Source organism: Halorubrum sp. SD41 (assembly GCF_058630335.1).
The window spans coordinates 21,508-35,628 of sequence record NZ_JBZVGZ010000016.1 but is presented as its reverse complement, the minus strand read 5'-3'; the positions used below and the strand labels follow the sequence as shown (position 1 = coordinate 35,628).

General features: G+C 71.8%; 16 protein-coding genes. 8 read left to right on the top strand and 8 right to left on the bottom strand.

The window, feature by feature from the left end; all coding sequences use genetic code 11:
* Positions 1-55: 55 nt before the first annotated feature.
* Entirely contained in the window at positions 56-295 is a 240-nt protein-coding gene (locus tag AC4NMM_RS09050; RefSeq protein WP_096395217.1) for a DUF7508 domain-containing protein, read from the bottom strand.
* Positions 296-314: 19 nt separating this feature from the next.
* Positions 315-773, bottom strand: a complete 459-nt coding sequence (locus AC4NMM_RS09045; protein ID WP_017344187.1) for a DUF5796 family protein — start codon at positions 771-773, stop codon at positions 315-317.
* A 178-nt stretch (positions 774-951) separates the two neighbouring features.
* On the opposite strand from AC4NMM_RS09045, the gene AC4NMM_RS09040 reads away from it, so the two are divergent.
* The 5 genes from AC4NMM_RS09040 to AC4NMM_RS09020 all read left to right on the top strand — a co-directional run bounded on the left by AC4NMM_RS09040 (position 952) and on the right by AC4NMM_RS09020 (position 4,814).
* The gene (locus AC4NMM_RS09040) at positions 952-2,319 is read left to right on the top strand and encodes a hypothetical protein (RefSeq protein WP_096395219.1); all 1,368 of its coding nucleotides are present in this window, start codon (positions 952-954) and stop codon (positions 2,317-2,319) included.
* Positions 2,316-2,777, top strand: a complete 462-nt coding sequence (locus tag AC4NMM_RS09035; protein ID WP_096395221.1) for a hypothetical protein — start codon at positions 2,316-2,318, stop codon at positions 2,775-2,777. Before AC4NMM_RS09040 ends, AC4NMM_RS09035 begins: the two co-directional genes overlap by 4 nt.
* On the top strand, positions 2,774-3,427 hold the full coding sequence (locus AC4NMM_RS09030; RefSeq protein WP_491924125.1) for a hypothetical protein: 654 nt from the start codon (positions 2,774-2,776) through the stop codon (positions 3,425-3,427). The genes AC4NMM_RS09035 and AC4NMM_RS09030 overlap by 4 nt, the downstream gene beginning before the upstream one ends.
* A gap of 92 nt (positions 3,428-3,519) precedes the next feature.
* On the top strand, positions 3,520-4,479 hold the full coding sequence (locus AC4NMM_RS09025) for a shikimate kinase (protein ID WP_096395225.1): 960 nt from the start codon (positions 3,520-3,522) through the stop codon (positions 4,477-4,479).
* Between the two features lie 41 nt (positions 4,480-4,520).
* Positions 4,521-4,814, top strand: a complete 294-nt coding sequence (locus AC4NMM_RS09020; protein ID WP_096395227.1) for a chorismate mutase — start codon at positions 4,521-4,523, stop codon at positions 4,812-4,814.
* Here the strand turns inward: AC4NMM_RS09020 and AC4NMM_RS09015 are convergent.
* From AC4NMM_RS09015 to AC4NMM_RS09005, 3 genes are all read right to left on the bottom strand, one after another.
* Positions 4,811-5,164 (bottom strand): type II toxin-antitoxin system PemK/MazF family toxin, encoded by a 354-nt coding sequence (locus AC4NMM_RS09015; RefSeq protein ID WP_096395229.1) that lies wholly within the window; start codon positions 5,162-5,164, stop codon positions 4,811-4,813. The two genes, AC4NMM_RS09020 and AC4NMM_RS09015, sit on opposite strands and share 4 nt — an antisense overlap.
* Before the next feature lie 121 nt (positions 5,165-5,285).
* Positions 5,286-5,873, bottom strand: a complete 588-nt coding sequence (locus AC4NMM_RS09010; protein ID WP_096395231.1) for a methyltransferase family protein — start codon at positions 5,871-5,873, stop codon at positions 5,286-5,288.
* 85 nt (positions 5,874-5,958) lie between these two features.
* Positions 5,959-6,351 carry a CopG family ribbon-helix-helix protein gene (locus tag AC4NMM_RS09005; protein WP_096395233.1) on the bottom strand — a complete coding sequence of 131 codons (393 nt, stop codon included), beginning with the start codon at positions 6,349-6,351 and terminating at the stop codon, positions 5,959-5,961.
* Between the two features lie 245 nt (positions 6,352-6,596).
* On the opposite strand from AC4NMM_RS09005, the gene AC4NMM_RS09000 reads away from it, so the two are divergent.
* Together AC4NMM_RS09000 and AC4NMM_RS08995 are read left to right on the top strand one after the other, a co-directional pair.
* The gene (locus tag AC4NMM_RS09000; protein ID WP_491924124.1) at positions 6,597-7,910 is read left to right on the top strand and encodes an MFS transporter; all 1,314 of its coding nucleotides are present in this window, start codon (positions 6,597-6,599) and stop codon (positions 7,908-7,910) included.
* A 67-nt stretch (positions 7,911-7,977) separates the two neighbouring features.
* Positions 7,978-8,937 (top strand): D-2-hydroxyacid dehydrogenase, encoded by a 960-nt coding sequence (locus AC4NMM_RS08995; protein WP_491924123.1) that lies wholly within the window; start codon positions 7,978-7,980, stop codon positions 8,935-8,937.
* Between the two features lie 40 nt (positions 8,938-8,977).
* Here the strand turns inward: AC4NMM_RS08995 and AC4NMM_RS08990 are convergent, their stop codons facing one another.
* The 3 genes from AC4NMM_RS08990 to AC4NMM_RS08980 form a co-directional block, all read right to left on the bottom strand.
* Entirely contained in the window at positions 8,978-10,138 is a 1,161-nt protein-coding gene (locus tag AC4NMM_RS08990; RefSeq protein WP_491924122.1) for an acyl-CoA dehydrogenase family protein, read from the bottom strand.
* Positions 10,139-10,235: 97 nt separating this feature from the next.
* Positions 10,236-11,456, bottom strand: a complete 1,221-nt coding sequence (locus AC4NMM_RS08985) for a mandelate racemase/muconate lactonizing enzyme family protein (RefSeq protein WP_491924121.1) — start codon at positions 11,454-11,456, stop codon at positions 10,236-10,238.
* Positions 11,453-12,562 carry a mandelate racemase/muconate lactonizing enzyme family protein gene (locus tag AC4NMM_RS08980; RefSeq protein ID WP_096395241.1) on the bottom strand — a complete coding sequence of 370 codons (1,110 nt, stop codon included), beginning with the start codon at positions 12,560-12,562 and terminating at the stop codon, positions 11,453-11,455. The genes AC4NMM_RS08985 and AC4NMM_RS08980 overlap by 4 nt, the downstream gene beginning before the upstream one ends.
* Before the next feature lie 173 nt (positions 12,563-12,735).
* Here AC4NMM_RS08980 and AC4NMM_RS08975 point away from each other — a divergent pair, with 173 nt between their 5' ends.
* A complete protein-coding gene (locus AC4NMM_RS08975; RefSeq protein WP_491924120.1) occupies positions 12,736-14,055 on the top strand; it encodes a nickel pincer cofactor-dependent isomerase, group 22 in 1,320 nt (439 codons plus the stop codon).
* Positions 14,056-14,121 lie beyond the last annotated feature (66 nt).

The following is a 14,121-nucleotide window of genomic DNA, read 5'->3' as shown; positions in this document are numbered from 1 at the left end:
CTTTCGTCTGTCGGTCGTTCCCGCTCGCTCGGGACGACCGGGGCGGACGAGTCGGTCACTCCTCGACGTGGTCCGCGAGCAGTCGCTCGGCGTGATCGACCGAGTCGGCCAGCTCCCAGCGCACCTTCGCGGCGTCGCCGTACGCGAGCGCCTCCTTCAGCTCGTCGCGGAGGACGCCCGCGCCGAACCCCACCGTTTCGCCGTCGGCGTCGCCGAGCTCGTACAGCGCGTACCGCTCCGGGGCGCTCCCGACCGTCGAGCGGTCGAGGTCGCGCCAGGGTTTCGCGAGGCTCATTTCCGTGACTGCGGCGCGGTCACCGGTGCGCGTCGAGGCCGTCTTCGGGACCCTCGACGATCTCGTAGCTCCCCTCGGTCCAGCCGTCCTCGACGAAGACGAACACGCGCCCGCCGGCGACCTCCGGGTCGGCGACGACCTCGTTGCGCTGGCCGTCCCGGCCGACGATCACGCCGGGGAACACCTCGTCGCGCTCGCCGTCCTCGACGATGACGCGGCCGACGCCGGACTCCTCGAGGATCTCGTCGTCGGTCTTGTAGTCGTTCACGTACGTCATCACGCCCTCCGTCTCCGTGGGGTCGGTGACGAGGACGTGGGTCTCCTTGCCGGGGCCGGCGGTCACCGATCCCTCGGCCGACTCGGGGACGCCCCGGTAGAGGGTCGTCCGGCCGTCGAGGTACTCGACGACGACGCCCTCCTCGCGGAGGTCGACGCCGATCGACGTCGGCGGCACGTCGCTGCGCGTTGGCGCGGACATACGCGACGCTCGGAGTGCCGGCCTCAAAAGGGACGCGCTCGGCCGTCGCGCCGGAGTGCGCCGGAACGCGCCGGACAGCGCCCGCAGACGGCCCGACCGAAGGAGTGCGTGACGGGGCGGCCTCAGCCGCGAGAATCGGCGTACCACATTTAAGTTCCTGCCGCGGGGAGTGCGTGTCATGCAACGGACGCGACGGACGCTTCTGGGCGTCGGCGCCGCCCTCGTCGGGACCGCCGGGTGTCTCGGCGTCGAGGGCGTCGAGTATCCCGACGCCCCGGAGGGGGCCGACGCGCCGGGCGACGGGGACGACCCCGGCGGCGACCCGCCCGAGGACGGCCCTCCCGACGACCCGCCCGAGCAGGCCGACGGCGACCCGCCGACGACGAACGCCGCGCTCGCGGACGCGACTCGCGCGGTCGTCGACGACGCGGTGTGGTTCGCGACCGAGTACCCGGACGCGGTCGCGACCTACCGCGACGCGATAGCCGACGCGGTCTCGACGGTCCGGTCGGTCCGCCGGACCGTCGACGAGGAGGCGGAAATCACGGCCGAACAGGTCGACGCGGTCGCGGCCGCCGGCGAGACCGCGGCCGACCGCGCGGCCGAGGCCCTCGAACCGCACTTCTCGCCCGGCCCCCGGATCCGCGCCCGGATCGACCGACACGTCGCGGTCCTGCGGGAGTTCGCGCCCCGCGGCGACGTCGACCGCGCGCTGGAGGAACTCGACCGGATGCGGACCGACCTCGCCAGCATTGGCACCTCCATCTACGTCGAGGAAGAGTTCTCTCGGAACCCGATTCACAACCGGTTGTTCCGCCGGCTGTTGGCGCCGCTGCCGCCGGACGACCCCGAGCGCGGACGCGTCACGACCGGAACGCTCGTCGAACTCGCGGTCGCGAGCCGCGGCTTCTCGACGTTCGCGCACCGGCCGTACGACCGCGACGGGGTCGACCGCGACCGGATCCCGCGGATCTACGGCGACGCGTTCGGCCCCGAGCGTCAGCGGGAACTACGGGCCCGGCTCGGCCCGATCCCCCGGCCGGAAGACCGCGTCGAGGAGCTGTTCGTCGCGTTCGCCGACCGCCCGCCGCTGGGGAACCGCCGCCGGGAAGCGTTCGAGGGCTGGGCCCGCGAACTCGACGGCGTCCCGGTCCACGTCCAGCGGTACCCTGACGCCGAGACCGCACAGGCGCGGCTGTCCGCGGCCCTCGACGAGGGCGCGACGGAAGGTCGCGCGCCGATCGACCCCGAGGCGACCCTCGCCGGCTCCGACTTTGGCGGGAATTCGTCCGACGACGGGAACGGGTCCGAGACGGACGGCGGAGCGACGCCCGAAACCGACGCCGGCCCGACCGCCTGGCACCGGTTCTACCACCGCGAGGCGGAGGGCGAGCGGTACGGCTTCGACGAGCACGCCGGCGTCCAGTACGGCTACGTCGTCCGGGCGGGCGAGTTCCTGCTCGCGACCGGCTTCTCCGGCGACGCGTGGGAGGAGCGGGTCGGCTGGCACGGCCGACTACGGCACGGGTGGGTGACCGGCGCGTGAACGCGAACGCGATCGGCCTCGTGGCCGCGGCGTTCGCCCTGGTCGGCGTCGGCGTCGGAATCGTCGCCGCGGCCGCGACGGGCTGGGCGGAGGCGGCGCTGGCGACCGCCGCGACCGGCGAGACCGCGCGGTTCGGGCCGGTGTTCGTCGCGCAGTCGTACCTCGCGGCGACCGCGACCGTCCTCGTCTCCGCCGTCCCGCTGGCCGGCGTCCTCGGCGTCCTCGTCGGCTCGCGGGCCCGCGGCGTCGTCGCCGCGGCGACGACTTGCGGGCTCGGGACCGGCCTCGGCGCGCTGGCGTACGGGCTGATCGCGGTCACGGTGATCGTCGTCTCGCAGGGCGACGCCGCCGCGCAGGCGCACGGGCTCGCGGACGCGGCCCTGCCGACGCTCGCGACGGCGTTCGTCGCCGGCGCCGTCGGCGCGTCGACCGGTGTCCTCGGGACGGTGATGCGATGACCCCCGACCGCGGCGGGCGGGACCCCGCCGACAGCGAGCGACCCGACGGGCGGATCCGACGCGCGTCGCGGCGAGGCGTCCTCGCGGCCGGCGCCGCCGGGCTACTGGCCGGCTGCCTCGTCACCTCGGAGGAGGAGGGCTCCGACGCCCGACAGGCGGGCGACGGCGCGAGCGGTAACGACACGGACGGCGACGGCGCGAGCGGTAACGACACGGACGGCGACGACGCAGACGGCGACGGCGGTGGGGAGTCCGACGGCGACGCGGGCGGCGGCGAAACGACCCCCGACGAGGTCGAGCCGGACGGATCGGGGCTCGTCGTCACCGACGCGACGGTCCTGGGAGTGAGCGACGGCGGGGGACGCACGACCGTCCGGGCTCGCTTGACCGTCGAGAACGCGGGACGGTTCGAGTACGGTGTCGTCGAGTTCCGCGTCGACGCGTACGCGACCCCGGCGGGATCGGACGAGCGCGGGGCGGTCGGGTTCGACTACGTCACGCGGCGGTTCACGGGCGACGACCGGTTCGACGGCTCGCGGCCCCGACGGTTCACCGTCGAGATCACGTTCCCGAGCCGACGGACCGGCGTCCGGCCCGAACCGGACCGGTACGCAGTCGACGCGGCGGTCAGGCGCGCCGAGCCGATCTGAGGCGGTGCGGCGGCCGCGATCGGTGTGAGTTCCCGGCAGAGAGACTCGCCGTGATCGCTACCTCTTTGTCCGCGCTCGCGAGCCGTGAACCCATGGAGGGACGGGCGGCGGCGCTCGGCGCCGGGACGGTGTTGAACGCGCTCGCGACCGGGACGGGCGCGGCGTTCGGCATCGACGTCGAGACGCGCGCGACGGTCGAACTCGACCCCGCGGCCGACGGCGTCGACGGGGAGATCGCCGAGGACGCCGACGCAGACACCGCCCTGATCGAGCGCTGCGTCGCGCTCGCGACGGAGCGCTGGGGCGACGGCGAGGGGGGCCGCGTCCGGACCGACAGCGACGTGCCGCTGGCGGCCGGCCTCAAGAGCTCCAGCGCGGCCGCCAACGCGACCGTCCTCGCGACCTGCGACGCGCTCGGGCTCGCGGTCGGCGACGGCGGCCGCGCAACTGACGACGCGGTCGGCGACGACGGCCGCGCAACTGACGACGCGGTCGGCGACGACCCAGACGACCCCGCGGTCGACGTCACCCGTTTGGCGGCCTGCCGGCTCGGCGTGCGGGCGGCCCGCGAGACCGGCGTCACGGTCACGGGCGCGTTCGACGACGCGACCGCGTCGATGCTCGGCGGCGTCACCGTCACCGACAACGCCGCGGACGAACTGCGCGTTCGCGAGCCCGTCGACTGGAACGCCCTCGTCTGGACGCCACCGGAACGGGCCTACTCGGCCGACGCCGACGTGGCGCGCTGCGAGGCCGTGGCGCCGATGGCCGACCTCGTCGCCGACCTCGCGCTCGACGGGCGGTACGGCGAGGCGATGACCGTGAACGGGCTCGCCTTCTCGGCCGCGCTCGGCTTCGACGCCGACCCCGCCGTCGAGGCGATGCCGCACGCCACCGCGGTGTCGCTGTCAGGGACCGGCCCGAGCGTCGTCGCCGTCGCCGACCCCGCCGACCCCGAGGCCGACCTCGACGCGGTCGCCGACGCGTGGGGCGACCGCCCCGGAACGCTGCGACGAACGACGACCAGGAACGACGGCGCGGCCGTCGAGTAAGCACCCGCTGGCACACCACCCACCGACCCCATCACCTACCAATGAGCGACACACCCAACACCGAGGACCGAAGCCTCGACGAACTGCGACGCGAAATCGAGGACATCGACCGCGAGATCGTCGAACTGATCGCTCGCCGCACCTACGTCGCAGACACGGTCGCGGCCGTGAAAGACGAACGCGACCTCCCGACGACTGACGAGGGCCAAGAGGAGCGCGTGATGGAGCGCGCCGGCGAGAACGCCGAGCGCTTCGACGTGGACGCCAACCTCGTGAAGGCCATCTTCCGGCTGCTGATCGAACTGAACAAGGTCGAACAGCGGGAGAACCGCTAAAGCTCTCGCAGCCCGAGGCTGTATCTGAGCGCCTCGTCGACTTCCTCCATACGGGACGCCGGCACGGAGCCGATGTTGTCCCTGATCCGGCGTCGGATCGACACCGTCCGAACCTGACTACAGAGCGCGACCGACTCCTCCCGGAGCGGCGACTCCGCCTCCTCGACCAGCACTTCGAACGGATACAGATCGTCGCCTCGCGCGGCGGTGAAGGGTACGGCGATGGTCGTCGGTGCGTTCTCGTTCCCGACGTCGTTCTGGACGACGAGACACGGTCGCGTCCCGCGCTGCTCGGACACCTCCGTGGGGTCGAGGTCGACGATGACGACGTCGCCGCGGCGAACCTCCATCGGATTACCACTCCGGAGCGTCGTCGAGGTACTCGTTCGCCTCGCGAGACGCCTCGGCCATCTCCTCGGCGAGCGCTTCCGACTCATCGGTGCGCCTCGGCGCGTCGGATCGCGTCCGAGGTCAGTCGTCGTCGTTGAGCGCGCGTGCGAACGTCCTGACCCCGACGAATCGGGGGACGCGCTCGCAGTAGGCCTCGTAGGCGTCGCCGTAGGTGTCGCGGAGCCAGGCCTCTTCGGCGAGCACTTGGAGGACGCCGAAGACGGCGACCGCGACGGCGAGTGCCCCGACGAGCGGGGAATTTGCGAGGACGGCGTACGCCGCGAACAGGAGGCCGTAGCCGACGTTCTGGGGGTTGCGGGTGTACCGGTAGAGGCCGTCTGTCCGGAGTTCGTCCTCGCGGCCCTCGGTCGCGTCCTCGCCGAGATCGACGGCGGACTTGCTGAGGACGGCGAACGCGATCAGAATCCCGACGGCGCCGACGGCGAGACGCCACGGGGCGGCGAGCGGGCCGGCGTTCCAGTCGAGGACGCCGGTCGCGAACACCGTGGGCAGCAGCGGGCGGCTGAGCGCGAGGTAGACGCAGCGCTTCCGGTCGTCGTCGCCGGCGGGCCAGGGCCGACGCTCGGGCGCGAGCAGAGAGACGACCATCAGCGTCGAGAGCCCGAAGAGGCAGCCCGCCGCGACGGCGAACGCGACGACTTCGAACACCGAACCAAGTTGGATAGACGACAGACATCAATCTGTCGGCCGGATCCGTTCCGCGTCGAGACGCGTTCGTCCGGAAACTCCGGAGTCAGTCGCCGTCGCGGATCAGCATCACCTTCACTCTGCGAACGGCGTCGAAGTCCCGGAGTCGGTACGTCAGTTCGCGGACGCGCTCGGCGTCCCCGCGGCAGAACAGCGATTCGAGACACCACTCGCCCTGGTGGGTGTGGCTCGTGTTGAGGATCACGTCCTGGTACTCGTGTTGGGTGCCGTGGAGCTCTCGGATCACCTCGTGGTGGCGGTAGTCGAAGCCGACGAGCGCGACGACCTCGCCGTCGATGTCCTCGAGCCGCGAGTGCGACTCGACGAACTCCTGCATCGCCTCCCGGACCGCCCGCGACCGGTTCTCGATCCCCTCGTCTCGCCACGCTCGGTCGAACTCCTCGATCAGCCCTTCTGGGACGTTGAAACTCGTTCGCATCACCTCGGCGTCGAACCCGCGGCCACAAGAGTGTCGTCGTGACGATTCCACCGGTTCGGTACTACCGCCCACTGAGCGGTCCCGTCCCGACCGTCGAGCGACGACGCTCTCAATCGACCTGTTCGGGCCGCTCGCCGGCGCCGTCCCGCTCGGCGCGGTCCACGGCGTCGGATCGGGCCGTCGCCGGCGCGCTGCCCCCTTCGCCGACACGTAGATTTACCACGGGCGACGGCGTGCGGCCGGTCGTGGCATCGCTCTCGTCGTTCGCGGGTGCCGACTCGGGGATCGTCCGAGAGCGACCCTTCCAGCTGCTGTTGCTCATCAACGTCCTGCCGCCGCTCGGCACCGCACTCCTCTCGCCGGTGCTCGGCAGCCTCGTCGAGCCGCTCGGCGCCTCGACGGCGAACATCGGCCTCATGATGTCGGCGTTCACCGCGCCGTCGATATTCGTGATCCCGATCGCCGGCGTCGTCTCCGACCGGTACGGCCGGCGGCCCGTCCTGCTGTTCGGGCTGGTCTGGTTCGGGCTCACCGGCACCGCCATCGCCTTCGTCTCGACGTTCGGCGCGGCGCTCGCCTTGCGCGCGCTCCAAGGGATCGGCTTCGCCGCGCTCACGCCGATCATCATCACCAGCCTCGGCGACCTGTACGCGGGCACGAAGGAGGCGACCGCCCAGGGACTCCGGTTCACGGGCTCGGGGCTCTCCCAGACGGCGTTCCCGCTCGCCGCGGGGGTGCTCGTCGGGATGGCGTGGCAGTACCCGTTCCTGCTGTACGCCGTCGCCTTCCCGATCGCCGCCGTCGTCTACGTCCACTTCGAGGAGCCGCTCGACCAGTCCGGCGGGATGGGAGGCGACGCGGGTGAGGAGGGCGGCGAGGCGGGTGAGGAGGCGGACGAGGCGGGTGAGGAGGGCGGCGAGGCGGGAGTCCGGACACAGCTCGCCGACATGCGCGGGCTCGTCGCGCAGCGCCGCGCGTGGACCATGGTCGTCGCCCGCGGGAGCGCGAACGTCGCGTGGTTCGGCTTCCTCACCTACAACTCGATCCTCGTCGTCGACGTGCTCGGTTACACCCCGGCGGAGGCGGGGGCGCTCGCGGCGCTCGCGAGCCTCACGTACGCGCTCGCGGCGACGCAGGCGGGCCGGATCGCCGACGCCTTCGACGATCGGCTCTACCCGCTCGTGGCGACGAACCTGTCGATGGGCGCCGGACTCGCGCTCGCCTTCCTCGCTCGGTCGCTCTCGGTCGCCGCCGTCGGCGTCGCCCTCATGGGGATCGGGTTCGGGCTCGTGCTCTCCATCTACCGGAGCGTCATCACGGCCCTCCCGCCCCCGGCCCTCCGCGGCGGGCTCGTGAGCCTCGGCGAGGGGAGCGGACGCGCGGCCGCGACGGCGACTCCGATCGTCATGGGCGTCGCCGTCGCGCTGGCGACCCGTCCGCTCGGGTTCGAGACGGCCGTCCGCGCGGTCGGCGTCGGCGCCGGCGTCGTCGGCGCCGGCGTCGGGATCGGCTGTCTGCTCCTGATGAGCGCGTCGCCGCCGATCCGGACCGAGGGGTAGGGCGGTCCGCCCGCTTCGATGGCCGCGACCCCCGAGAGCTTTGTCGGCCGGCCGCGACGCGGCGACCATGTCCGCCATCGACGTCGCCGTCCTCGACCACGACGCGCACGGCATCCCAGCGGCCGACTACGCGGAGCTACTCGCCCGGCGGCTCCCCGACCGCGAGGTGCGCCTCGCGGCGACGCCGGACGAACACGAGCGCTACCTCCGCGCGGCGACGGTCGTCGCGGGGAAATACATCGACGCCTCCGCGGTCGCGGCCGCCGAGAACCTCCGGCTGTTCGCGTGTAACTCCGCCGGCGTCGACCACCTCCCGCTGGACGCGCTCGCCGAGCGCGGCGTCGCGGTGACGAACGCCTCTGGCGTCCACGGCCCGAACGTCGCCGAACACGTGCTCGGCTGGGTGCTGACGTTCGCCCGCCGGCTCGACGAGGGGCGCCGCCGCCAGCGACGCCGGGAGTGGCGCCGCTTCCAGTCGTCCACCGAGCTCGCCGGCAGCTCGGTCACGGTCGTCGGCCTCGGCGCCATCGGCGAGGCGATCGTCGCCCGCTTGGAGGGGTTCGACGTCGAGACGATCGGCGTCCGCTACTCGCCGGAGAAGGGCGGCCCGACCGACGAGGTGGTCGGCTACGACGACCTCCCGGACGTGCTGCCGGGGACGGACGTGCTCGTCCTCGCCTGTCCCCTGACGGAGACGACTGAGGGGCTGGTGGGTGCTGCGGAGCTCGACGCGCTGCCGACCGACGCGGTCGTCGTCAACGTGGCGCGCGGTGCGGTGATCGACACGCCGGCGCTCGTGGCCTCGCTGCGGTCGAACGCCCTCCACGGGGCCGCCTTAGACGTCACCGACCCGGAGCCGCTCCCGAGCGATCACGACCTGTGGGGGTTCGAGAACGTCTTCCTGACTCCCCACGTCGCGGGCCACACGCCGCGCTACTGGGAGCGGCGCGCGGAGGTCCTCGTCGAGAACCTCGAACGGATCGCCGAGACCGGCGCGTACGAGGGGCTGCGGAATCGGGTGGCGTGAAAAGCGGTTCGGACGGCCCGTCGAAAACGCGGAGCGAGCGCTACTGGTACGCCTGGATCCCGGTGAGGTCCTCGCCGAGGATCAGGGTGTGGATGTCGTGGGTGCCCTCGTAGGTGTACACCGTCTCCATGTTCGTCATGTGGCGCATCGGCGAGTAGTCGGCCGTGATCCCGTTGCCGCCGAGCATCTCGCGGGCGATCCGCGACTGGTCGCGGGCGGTGCGGACGTTGTTGCGCTTGGCCATCGAGACGTGTTGCGGCCGCATCTCGCCCGCCTCCTTGAGGTCGGCGAGCCGGTGGGCGAGCAGTTGGGCCAGCGTGATCTGCGTCGCCATCTCCGCGAGCTTCTCCTGTTGCATCTGGAAGCCGCCGATCGGCTTGCCGAACTGCTCGCGGTCGGTGGCGTACTCGCGGGCCACCTCGAAGCAGTCCCGCGCGGCGCCGACCGCGCCCCACGCGATGCCGTAGCGGGCCTGCGTCAGACACGACAGCGGGCCCTTCATCCCCTCCACGTCGGGGAGGCGGTTCTCGGCCGGGACGCGGACGTTCTGGAGGCTGATCTCGCCGGTGATCGACGCCCGGAGGCTGAGCTTCTCGTCGATCTTGTTCGTCGTGACGCCGTCGCGGTCGGTCTCGACGAGGAACCCGCGGACGGGCGTCCCCTCCTCTCCGTGGTCCTTCGCCCACACGACCGCGACGTCGGCGATCGGGGAGTTCGTGATCCACGTCTTCGAGCCGTTCAGGACGTACTCGTCGCCGTCCGGCTCGGCCATCGTCTCCATCGCGGACGGGTTCGACCCGTGCTCCGGCTCCGTGAGCCCGAAGCAGCCGACGGCCTCGCCGGCGCCGAGCTTCGGGAGCCACTCCTCTTTCTGCTCGTCGCTGCCGAACGCGTGGATCGGGTACATCACCAGCGCGCCCTGGACGCTCGCCATCGAGCGGAGCCCGGAGTCGCACGCCTCCAGCTCGCGCATCAGGAGCCCGTAGGCCGTCTCGCTGACGTTCGGGAGGCCGTACCCGTCGAGGTTCGGCGCGTAAAATCCCATCTCGCCCATCTTCGGGACGAGCTCCGTGGGGAACGTGCCCTCGATCCAGTGGTCGCCCATGTCCGGCACCTCGCCGTCGACGAACGAACGGGCGGAGTCGACGAGCAGCCGCTCCTCCTCTGACAGCGTCGACTCCATGTCGAAGTAATCCAGCATAGGATCGCTTGCGATCCCAAGGATAAATAAGTATAGTTGTGTCCGCTCTCCGACCGAAACCGCCGATTCCGCCGACCGGGGGAACGGCCCCCGCGTCTCAGGCCCAGCCGTCGGTCCCGTCGAGCAGGTGTTCCTCGACGACGGCCTCGTCGAGTTCGATCCCGAGCCCGGGCGCCTCCGGCACCGCGATGCGGCCGTCCTCGATCAGCGGCTCGTCGCGCGCCAGCAGGTCGTCCCACCAGTCGACCTCCAGCGCGTGGTACTCCAGCAGGTCGAAGTTCGGCGTCGCCGCGCCGAGGTGGACGCAGGCCATCGTCCCCACCGGGCTACAGACGTTGTGCGGCGACATCGGCATGTAGTTCTCCTCGGCGCGGTCGGCGATCCGCATCGTCTCCGTGAGGCCGCCGACGGTCGTCGGGTCCGGGGTGACGATGTCGACGCCGTGGTCGTAGATCAGGTCCGACAGCTCGAACACGCGGAAGCGGTTCTCGCCGGTCGCGACCGGGGTCCGCGTCGCCCGCGTCACCTCCTTCTGAGCGTCGGCGTTCTCCGGCGGGATCAGGTCCTCCAGCCACATCAGGTCGAACTCCGCGAGCTCGTCGGCGAGCCGCTTCGCGCTCTCGACGGAGTAGTCCCAGTGGCAGTCGAAGGCGAGGTCGACGTCGTACCCGATCTCCTCGCGCACGGCCGCGACGATCTCCCGTTTCTCGCGGATCGCCGCGTTCGTCAGGCGCCCGTTGTACGGGTCGTTCTCGTTGTCGGCCGGGAGGTCGAGGTCGAACTTCAGCGCGTCGAATCCCATGTCGGTGACGCGGGCGGCCTCGGCGGCGTACGCCTCGGGGGAGTACGCCTCGGCGTCGGCGTAGGCGGTCGCGCCGTCCTCGACCGCGTACGCCTCGCCGGCGTGGCAGTCGCAGTAGAGCCGCACCTCGTCGCGGTACTTCGAGCCGAGCAGCTGGTAGACGGGGAGCCCGAGGATCTTCCCGGCCGCGTCCAGCAGCGCGATCTCGATGCCGGAGGCCGCGGTGACGACCTTTCCGGTCGTGCCGCCGTGGCCCGACATCTCTTGGAAGATGTACCGCACGAGCCGCTCGACGTCGAGCGGGTTCTCGCCGACGAGGAACCGGTTCGTGTACTCGACGAGCTCCGGGACGCCGCCGCCGCGGTACGCCTCGCCGATCCCGGTGACGCCGGCGTCGGTCTCCACTCTGATCAGGTTCCACTCGAAGTTCCCCTCGACGACGCAGGCGTCGAGGCCGGTGATCTGTACGTCTCGGTCCGGGTCGCGGGTGTCGATCTGGTCTGAGTAGTCTCTCATTCGTCTTTGAACCGCTGGAGCGCGTCTTTGTCGAGCGGGACGCCGTGGCCGGGGCGGTCGGGGAGGTCGATGGTCCCGTCGTCCCCGGGCTCGACCGGGTCGGCGACCACGTCGTCGAACGCCTTCACGTCCATGTCGCGGTAGAAGTACTCCACCCAGAGGCCGTTCTCGATGGCCCCGAGCAGGGAGGCGTGGATGTTCCAGTTGTAGTGGGGCGCGATCTGGACGTCGTACGCCGAGGCGTGGTTCGCGATCTTCAGCCACTCCGTGACGCCGCCGCAGACGGTGACGTCGGGCTGGAGGATCGTCGCCGCACCCGTGTCGGCGAGCCGGGCGAAGTTGTGCCGCGTCCCCTCCAGTTCGCCGGTGGCGACCGGGTAGTCGAGCCCGTCGTTCACCTCGGCCATCGTGTCGACGCGGTCGATCATCACCGGCTCCTCGATGAAGTACGGGTCGTACGGCGCGAACGCCCGGCAGTTGCGGAGCGCCTCGGTGCTGGACTCCCAGACGCCGTTGGCGTCGAGCAGCAGCGTGCGGTCGTCGCCGATCTCGTCGCGCACGGCGGCGACGCGCTCGGCCTCCTCGTCGGCCGAGAGGCGGCCGACCTTCATCTTCACGACGTCGTGGCCCTCGTCGAGGTAGCGCCGCATCTCGCCGCGGAGCGCCTCGTGGCCCTTCTCGTCGCGGTAGTAGCCGCCGCTGGCGTACGACGGCACCGACTCGGAGTGGCCGCCGAGCAGCTTGTGAAGCGGCATCCCCGCGGCCTTCGCCTTCACGTCCCAGAGCGCGATGTCGACGGTGGAGATGGCGCGTAAGAAGAGCCCGGTCCGGCCGATCTGGACGTTCCCCTCGTACATCTCGTGCCACAGGCGCTCGGTGTCGCGGGGGTCCTCGCCGACGAGGAGCGGTTCGAGCAGCGACTCGACCGCGTCGGCGATGAGGCCGGCCCCCTCGTACCCCAGCGAGTAGCCGACTCCCTCGTGGCCGGTGTCGGTCCGCACGTACGTGATCGCGTGGTCCCGGTAGGTCAGCGTCCGGTTGGAGAAGGAGACGGGAGACTCCAGCGGCAGCTTGATCGGGAACGACTCGACTTCGGTTATCTCCATGGGTGGTGCGGCGTCACACGGATACAAGTAGACCGCTGTATCGGCAATGCTCTCGGCCGCGGCGGACGCGGGGGCCTCGGCCGGCACCGGCCGTCGACACGGTGTCGAGGGATCCGGCTCCGACGACGCCCGGCCACCGGCAGCTTTTGTATCGTCGCCGCGAGGGGCCGCACATGGAGTTCCCCGAGCGATCCGACGTCGACGGACTCATCGACCCGCAGCCGCTCCCGGGGTTCGCGCGGGTGCGATACGAGCCGCGGACGGAGCGCCTCGACGACCCCGTCGGGACGGCGCGCGAGTCGCTCGACGCGCTCGACCTCGGCGACCTCCCGGCGGGCGCGACGGTGGCCGTCGGGGTCGGCAGCCGCGGCATCGACCGCATCGACGAGGTCGCGGCGGGGGTCGTCGACCGTCTCGACGAGCGCGGCTTCGACCCGGTCGTCGTGCCCGCGATGGGCAGCCACGGCGGCGCGACCCCCGAGGGGCAGCGCGAGGTGCTGGCGGCGCTCGGGATCACCGAGGAGTCCGTCGGCGCGCCGATCGACGCGCGCATGGCGGCCGCGGAGCTGGCGACGGTGAGCGTGGGCGACGCCGACCTCCCCGTGTACTTCTCCGAGGCGGCCCTCGAGGCCGACGCCGTGCTCGTCGTGAACCGCGTGAAGGCCCACACCAACTTCACCGGGCCGATCGAGAGCGGGCTCGCGAAGATGACCGTCGTCGGCCTCGGCAAGCAGCGCGGCGCGAAGTCGTTCCACTCGACGGCGATCGCCGAGGGGTACGTCGAGACGCTGACGGCCGCCCTCGACGTGATCGAGCGGGAGACCCCGATCGTCGGCGGCGTCGCGCTCGTCGAGAACTTCGAGGAGGAGATCGGCCACGTGGAGGCCGTCCCCGCGGGGTCGTTCCTCGACCGCGAGCCGGAGCTGCTGGAGCGCGCCTACGACGAGATGCCGACGCTCCCGGTCGACGACGTCGACCTGCTCGTCGTCGACGAGATCGGCAAGGAGATCTCGGGCGCCGGCATGGACACGAACGTCATCGGTCGCTACCGCGTCCTGAACGCGCCCGACCCGGAGACGCCGGACGTCGATCTCATCTACGTGCGGGGGCTCACGGAGGCGACGAAGGGGAACGGCAACGGGATCGGGCTCGCGGACCTCACCCGGAAGCGCGCGGTCGACCAGCTCGACCTGAAGAAGACGTACGCGAACGCGCTCACGAGCGGGTCGCTCGCGAAGTCGAAGCTCCCAGTGGTGGCGCCCGACGACGAGTTCGCGCTCCGGACCGCGCTGGCGGCGCTGGGCGGCTACGACCCCGAGACGGTCCGGATCGTCTGGATCCGGAACACGCAGGACCTCGGCGAGTTCCGCGTCTCCGAGGCCGTGGTCGAGGACCTCCCCGAGGCGGCGGCGGTGACCGACCGCGAGGCGGTGGCGTTCGACGCGGGGACGGCGGGGTTCGAGGCGGCGGCCGACGGCGACTCGGACGCGTAGCGGTCGCGTCGTCCGGTCGCCCCGTCGAGTCGTCCGGTCTGACCCGCCGCGTCGTCGGCTGAGACG

What these genes read in the sequence shown, in the direction of transcription:
- AC4NMM_RS09030 (WP_491924125.1), top strand. Translation starts at nt 2,774, where the DNA reads ATGACCCCCGACCGCGGCGGGCGGGACCCCGCCGACAGCGAGCGACCC.
- AC4NMM_RS09005 (WP_096395233.1), bottom strand. Translation starts at nt 6,351, where the DNA reads ATGCGAACGAGTTTCAACGTCCCAGAAGGGCTGATCGAGGAGTTCGAC.
- AC4NMM_RS08995 (WP_491924123.1), top strand. Translation starts at nt 7,978, where the DNA reads ATGTCCGCCATCGACGTCGCCGTCCTCGACCACGACGCGCACGGCATC.
- AC4NMM_RS08980 (WP_096395241.1), bottom strand. Translation starts at nt 12,562, where the DNA reads ATGGAGATAACCGAAGTCGAGTCGTTCCCGATCAAGCTGCCGCTGGAG.
- AC4NMM_RS09025 (WP_096395225.1), top strand. Translation starts at nt 3,520, where the DNA reads ATGGAGGGACGGGCGGCGGCGCTCGGCGCCGGGACGGTGTTGAACGCG.
- AC4NMM_RS09040 (WP_096395219.1), top strand. Translation starts at nt 952, where the DNA reads ATGCAACGGACGCGACGGACGCTTCTGGGCGTCGGCGCCGCCCTCGTC.
- AC4NMM_RS09045 (WP_017344187.1), bottom strand. Translation starts at nt 773, where the DNA reads ATGTCCGCGCCAACGCGCAGCGACGTGCCGCCGACGTCGATCGGCGTC.
- AC4NMM_RS08990 (WP_491924122.1), bottom strand. Translation starts at nt 10,138, where the DNA reads ATGCTGGATTACTTCGACATGGAGTCGACGCTGTCAGAGGAGGAGCGG.
- AC4NMM_RS09020 (WP_096395227.1), top strand. Translation starts at nt 4,521, where the DNA reads ATGAGCGACACACCCAACACCGAGGACCGAAGCCTCGACGAACTGCGA.
- AC4NMM_RS08985 (WP_491924121.1), bottom strand. Translation starts at nt 11,456, where the DNA reads ATGAGAGACTACTCAGACCAGATCGACACCCGCGACCCGGACCGAGAC.
- AC4NMM_RS09050 (WP_096395217.1), bottom strand. Translation starts at nt 295, where the DNA reads ATGAGCCTCGCGAAACCCTGGCGCGACCTCGACCGCTCGACGGTCGGG.
- AC4NMM_RS08975 (WP_491924120.1), top strand. Translation starts at nt 12,736, where the DNA reads ATGGAGTTCCCCGAGCGATCCGACGTCGACGGACTCATCGACCCGCAG.
- AC4NMM_RS09015 (WP_096395229.1), bottom strand. Translation starts at nt 5,164, where the DNA reads ATGGAGGTTCGCCGCGGCGACGTCGTCATCGTCGACCTCGACCCCACG.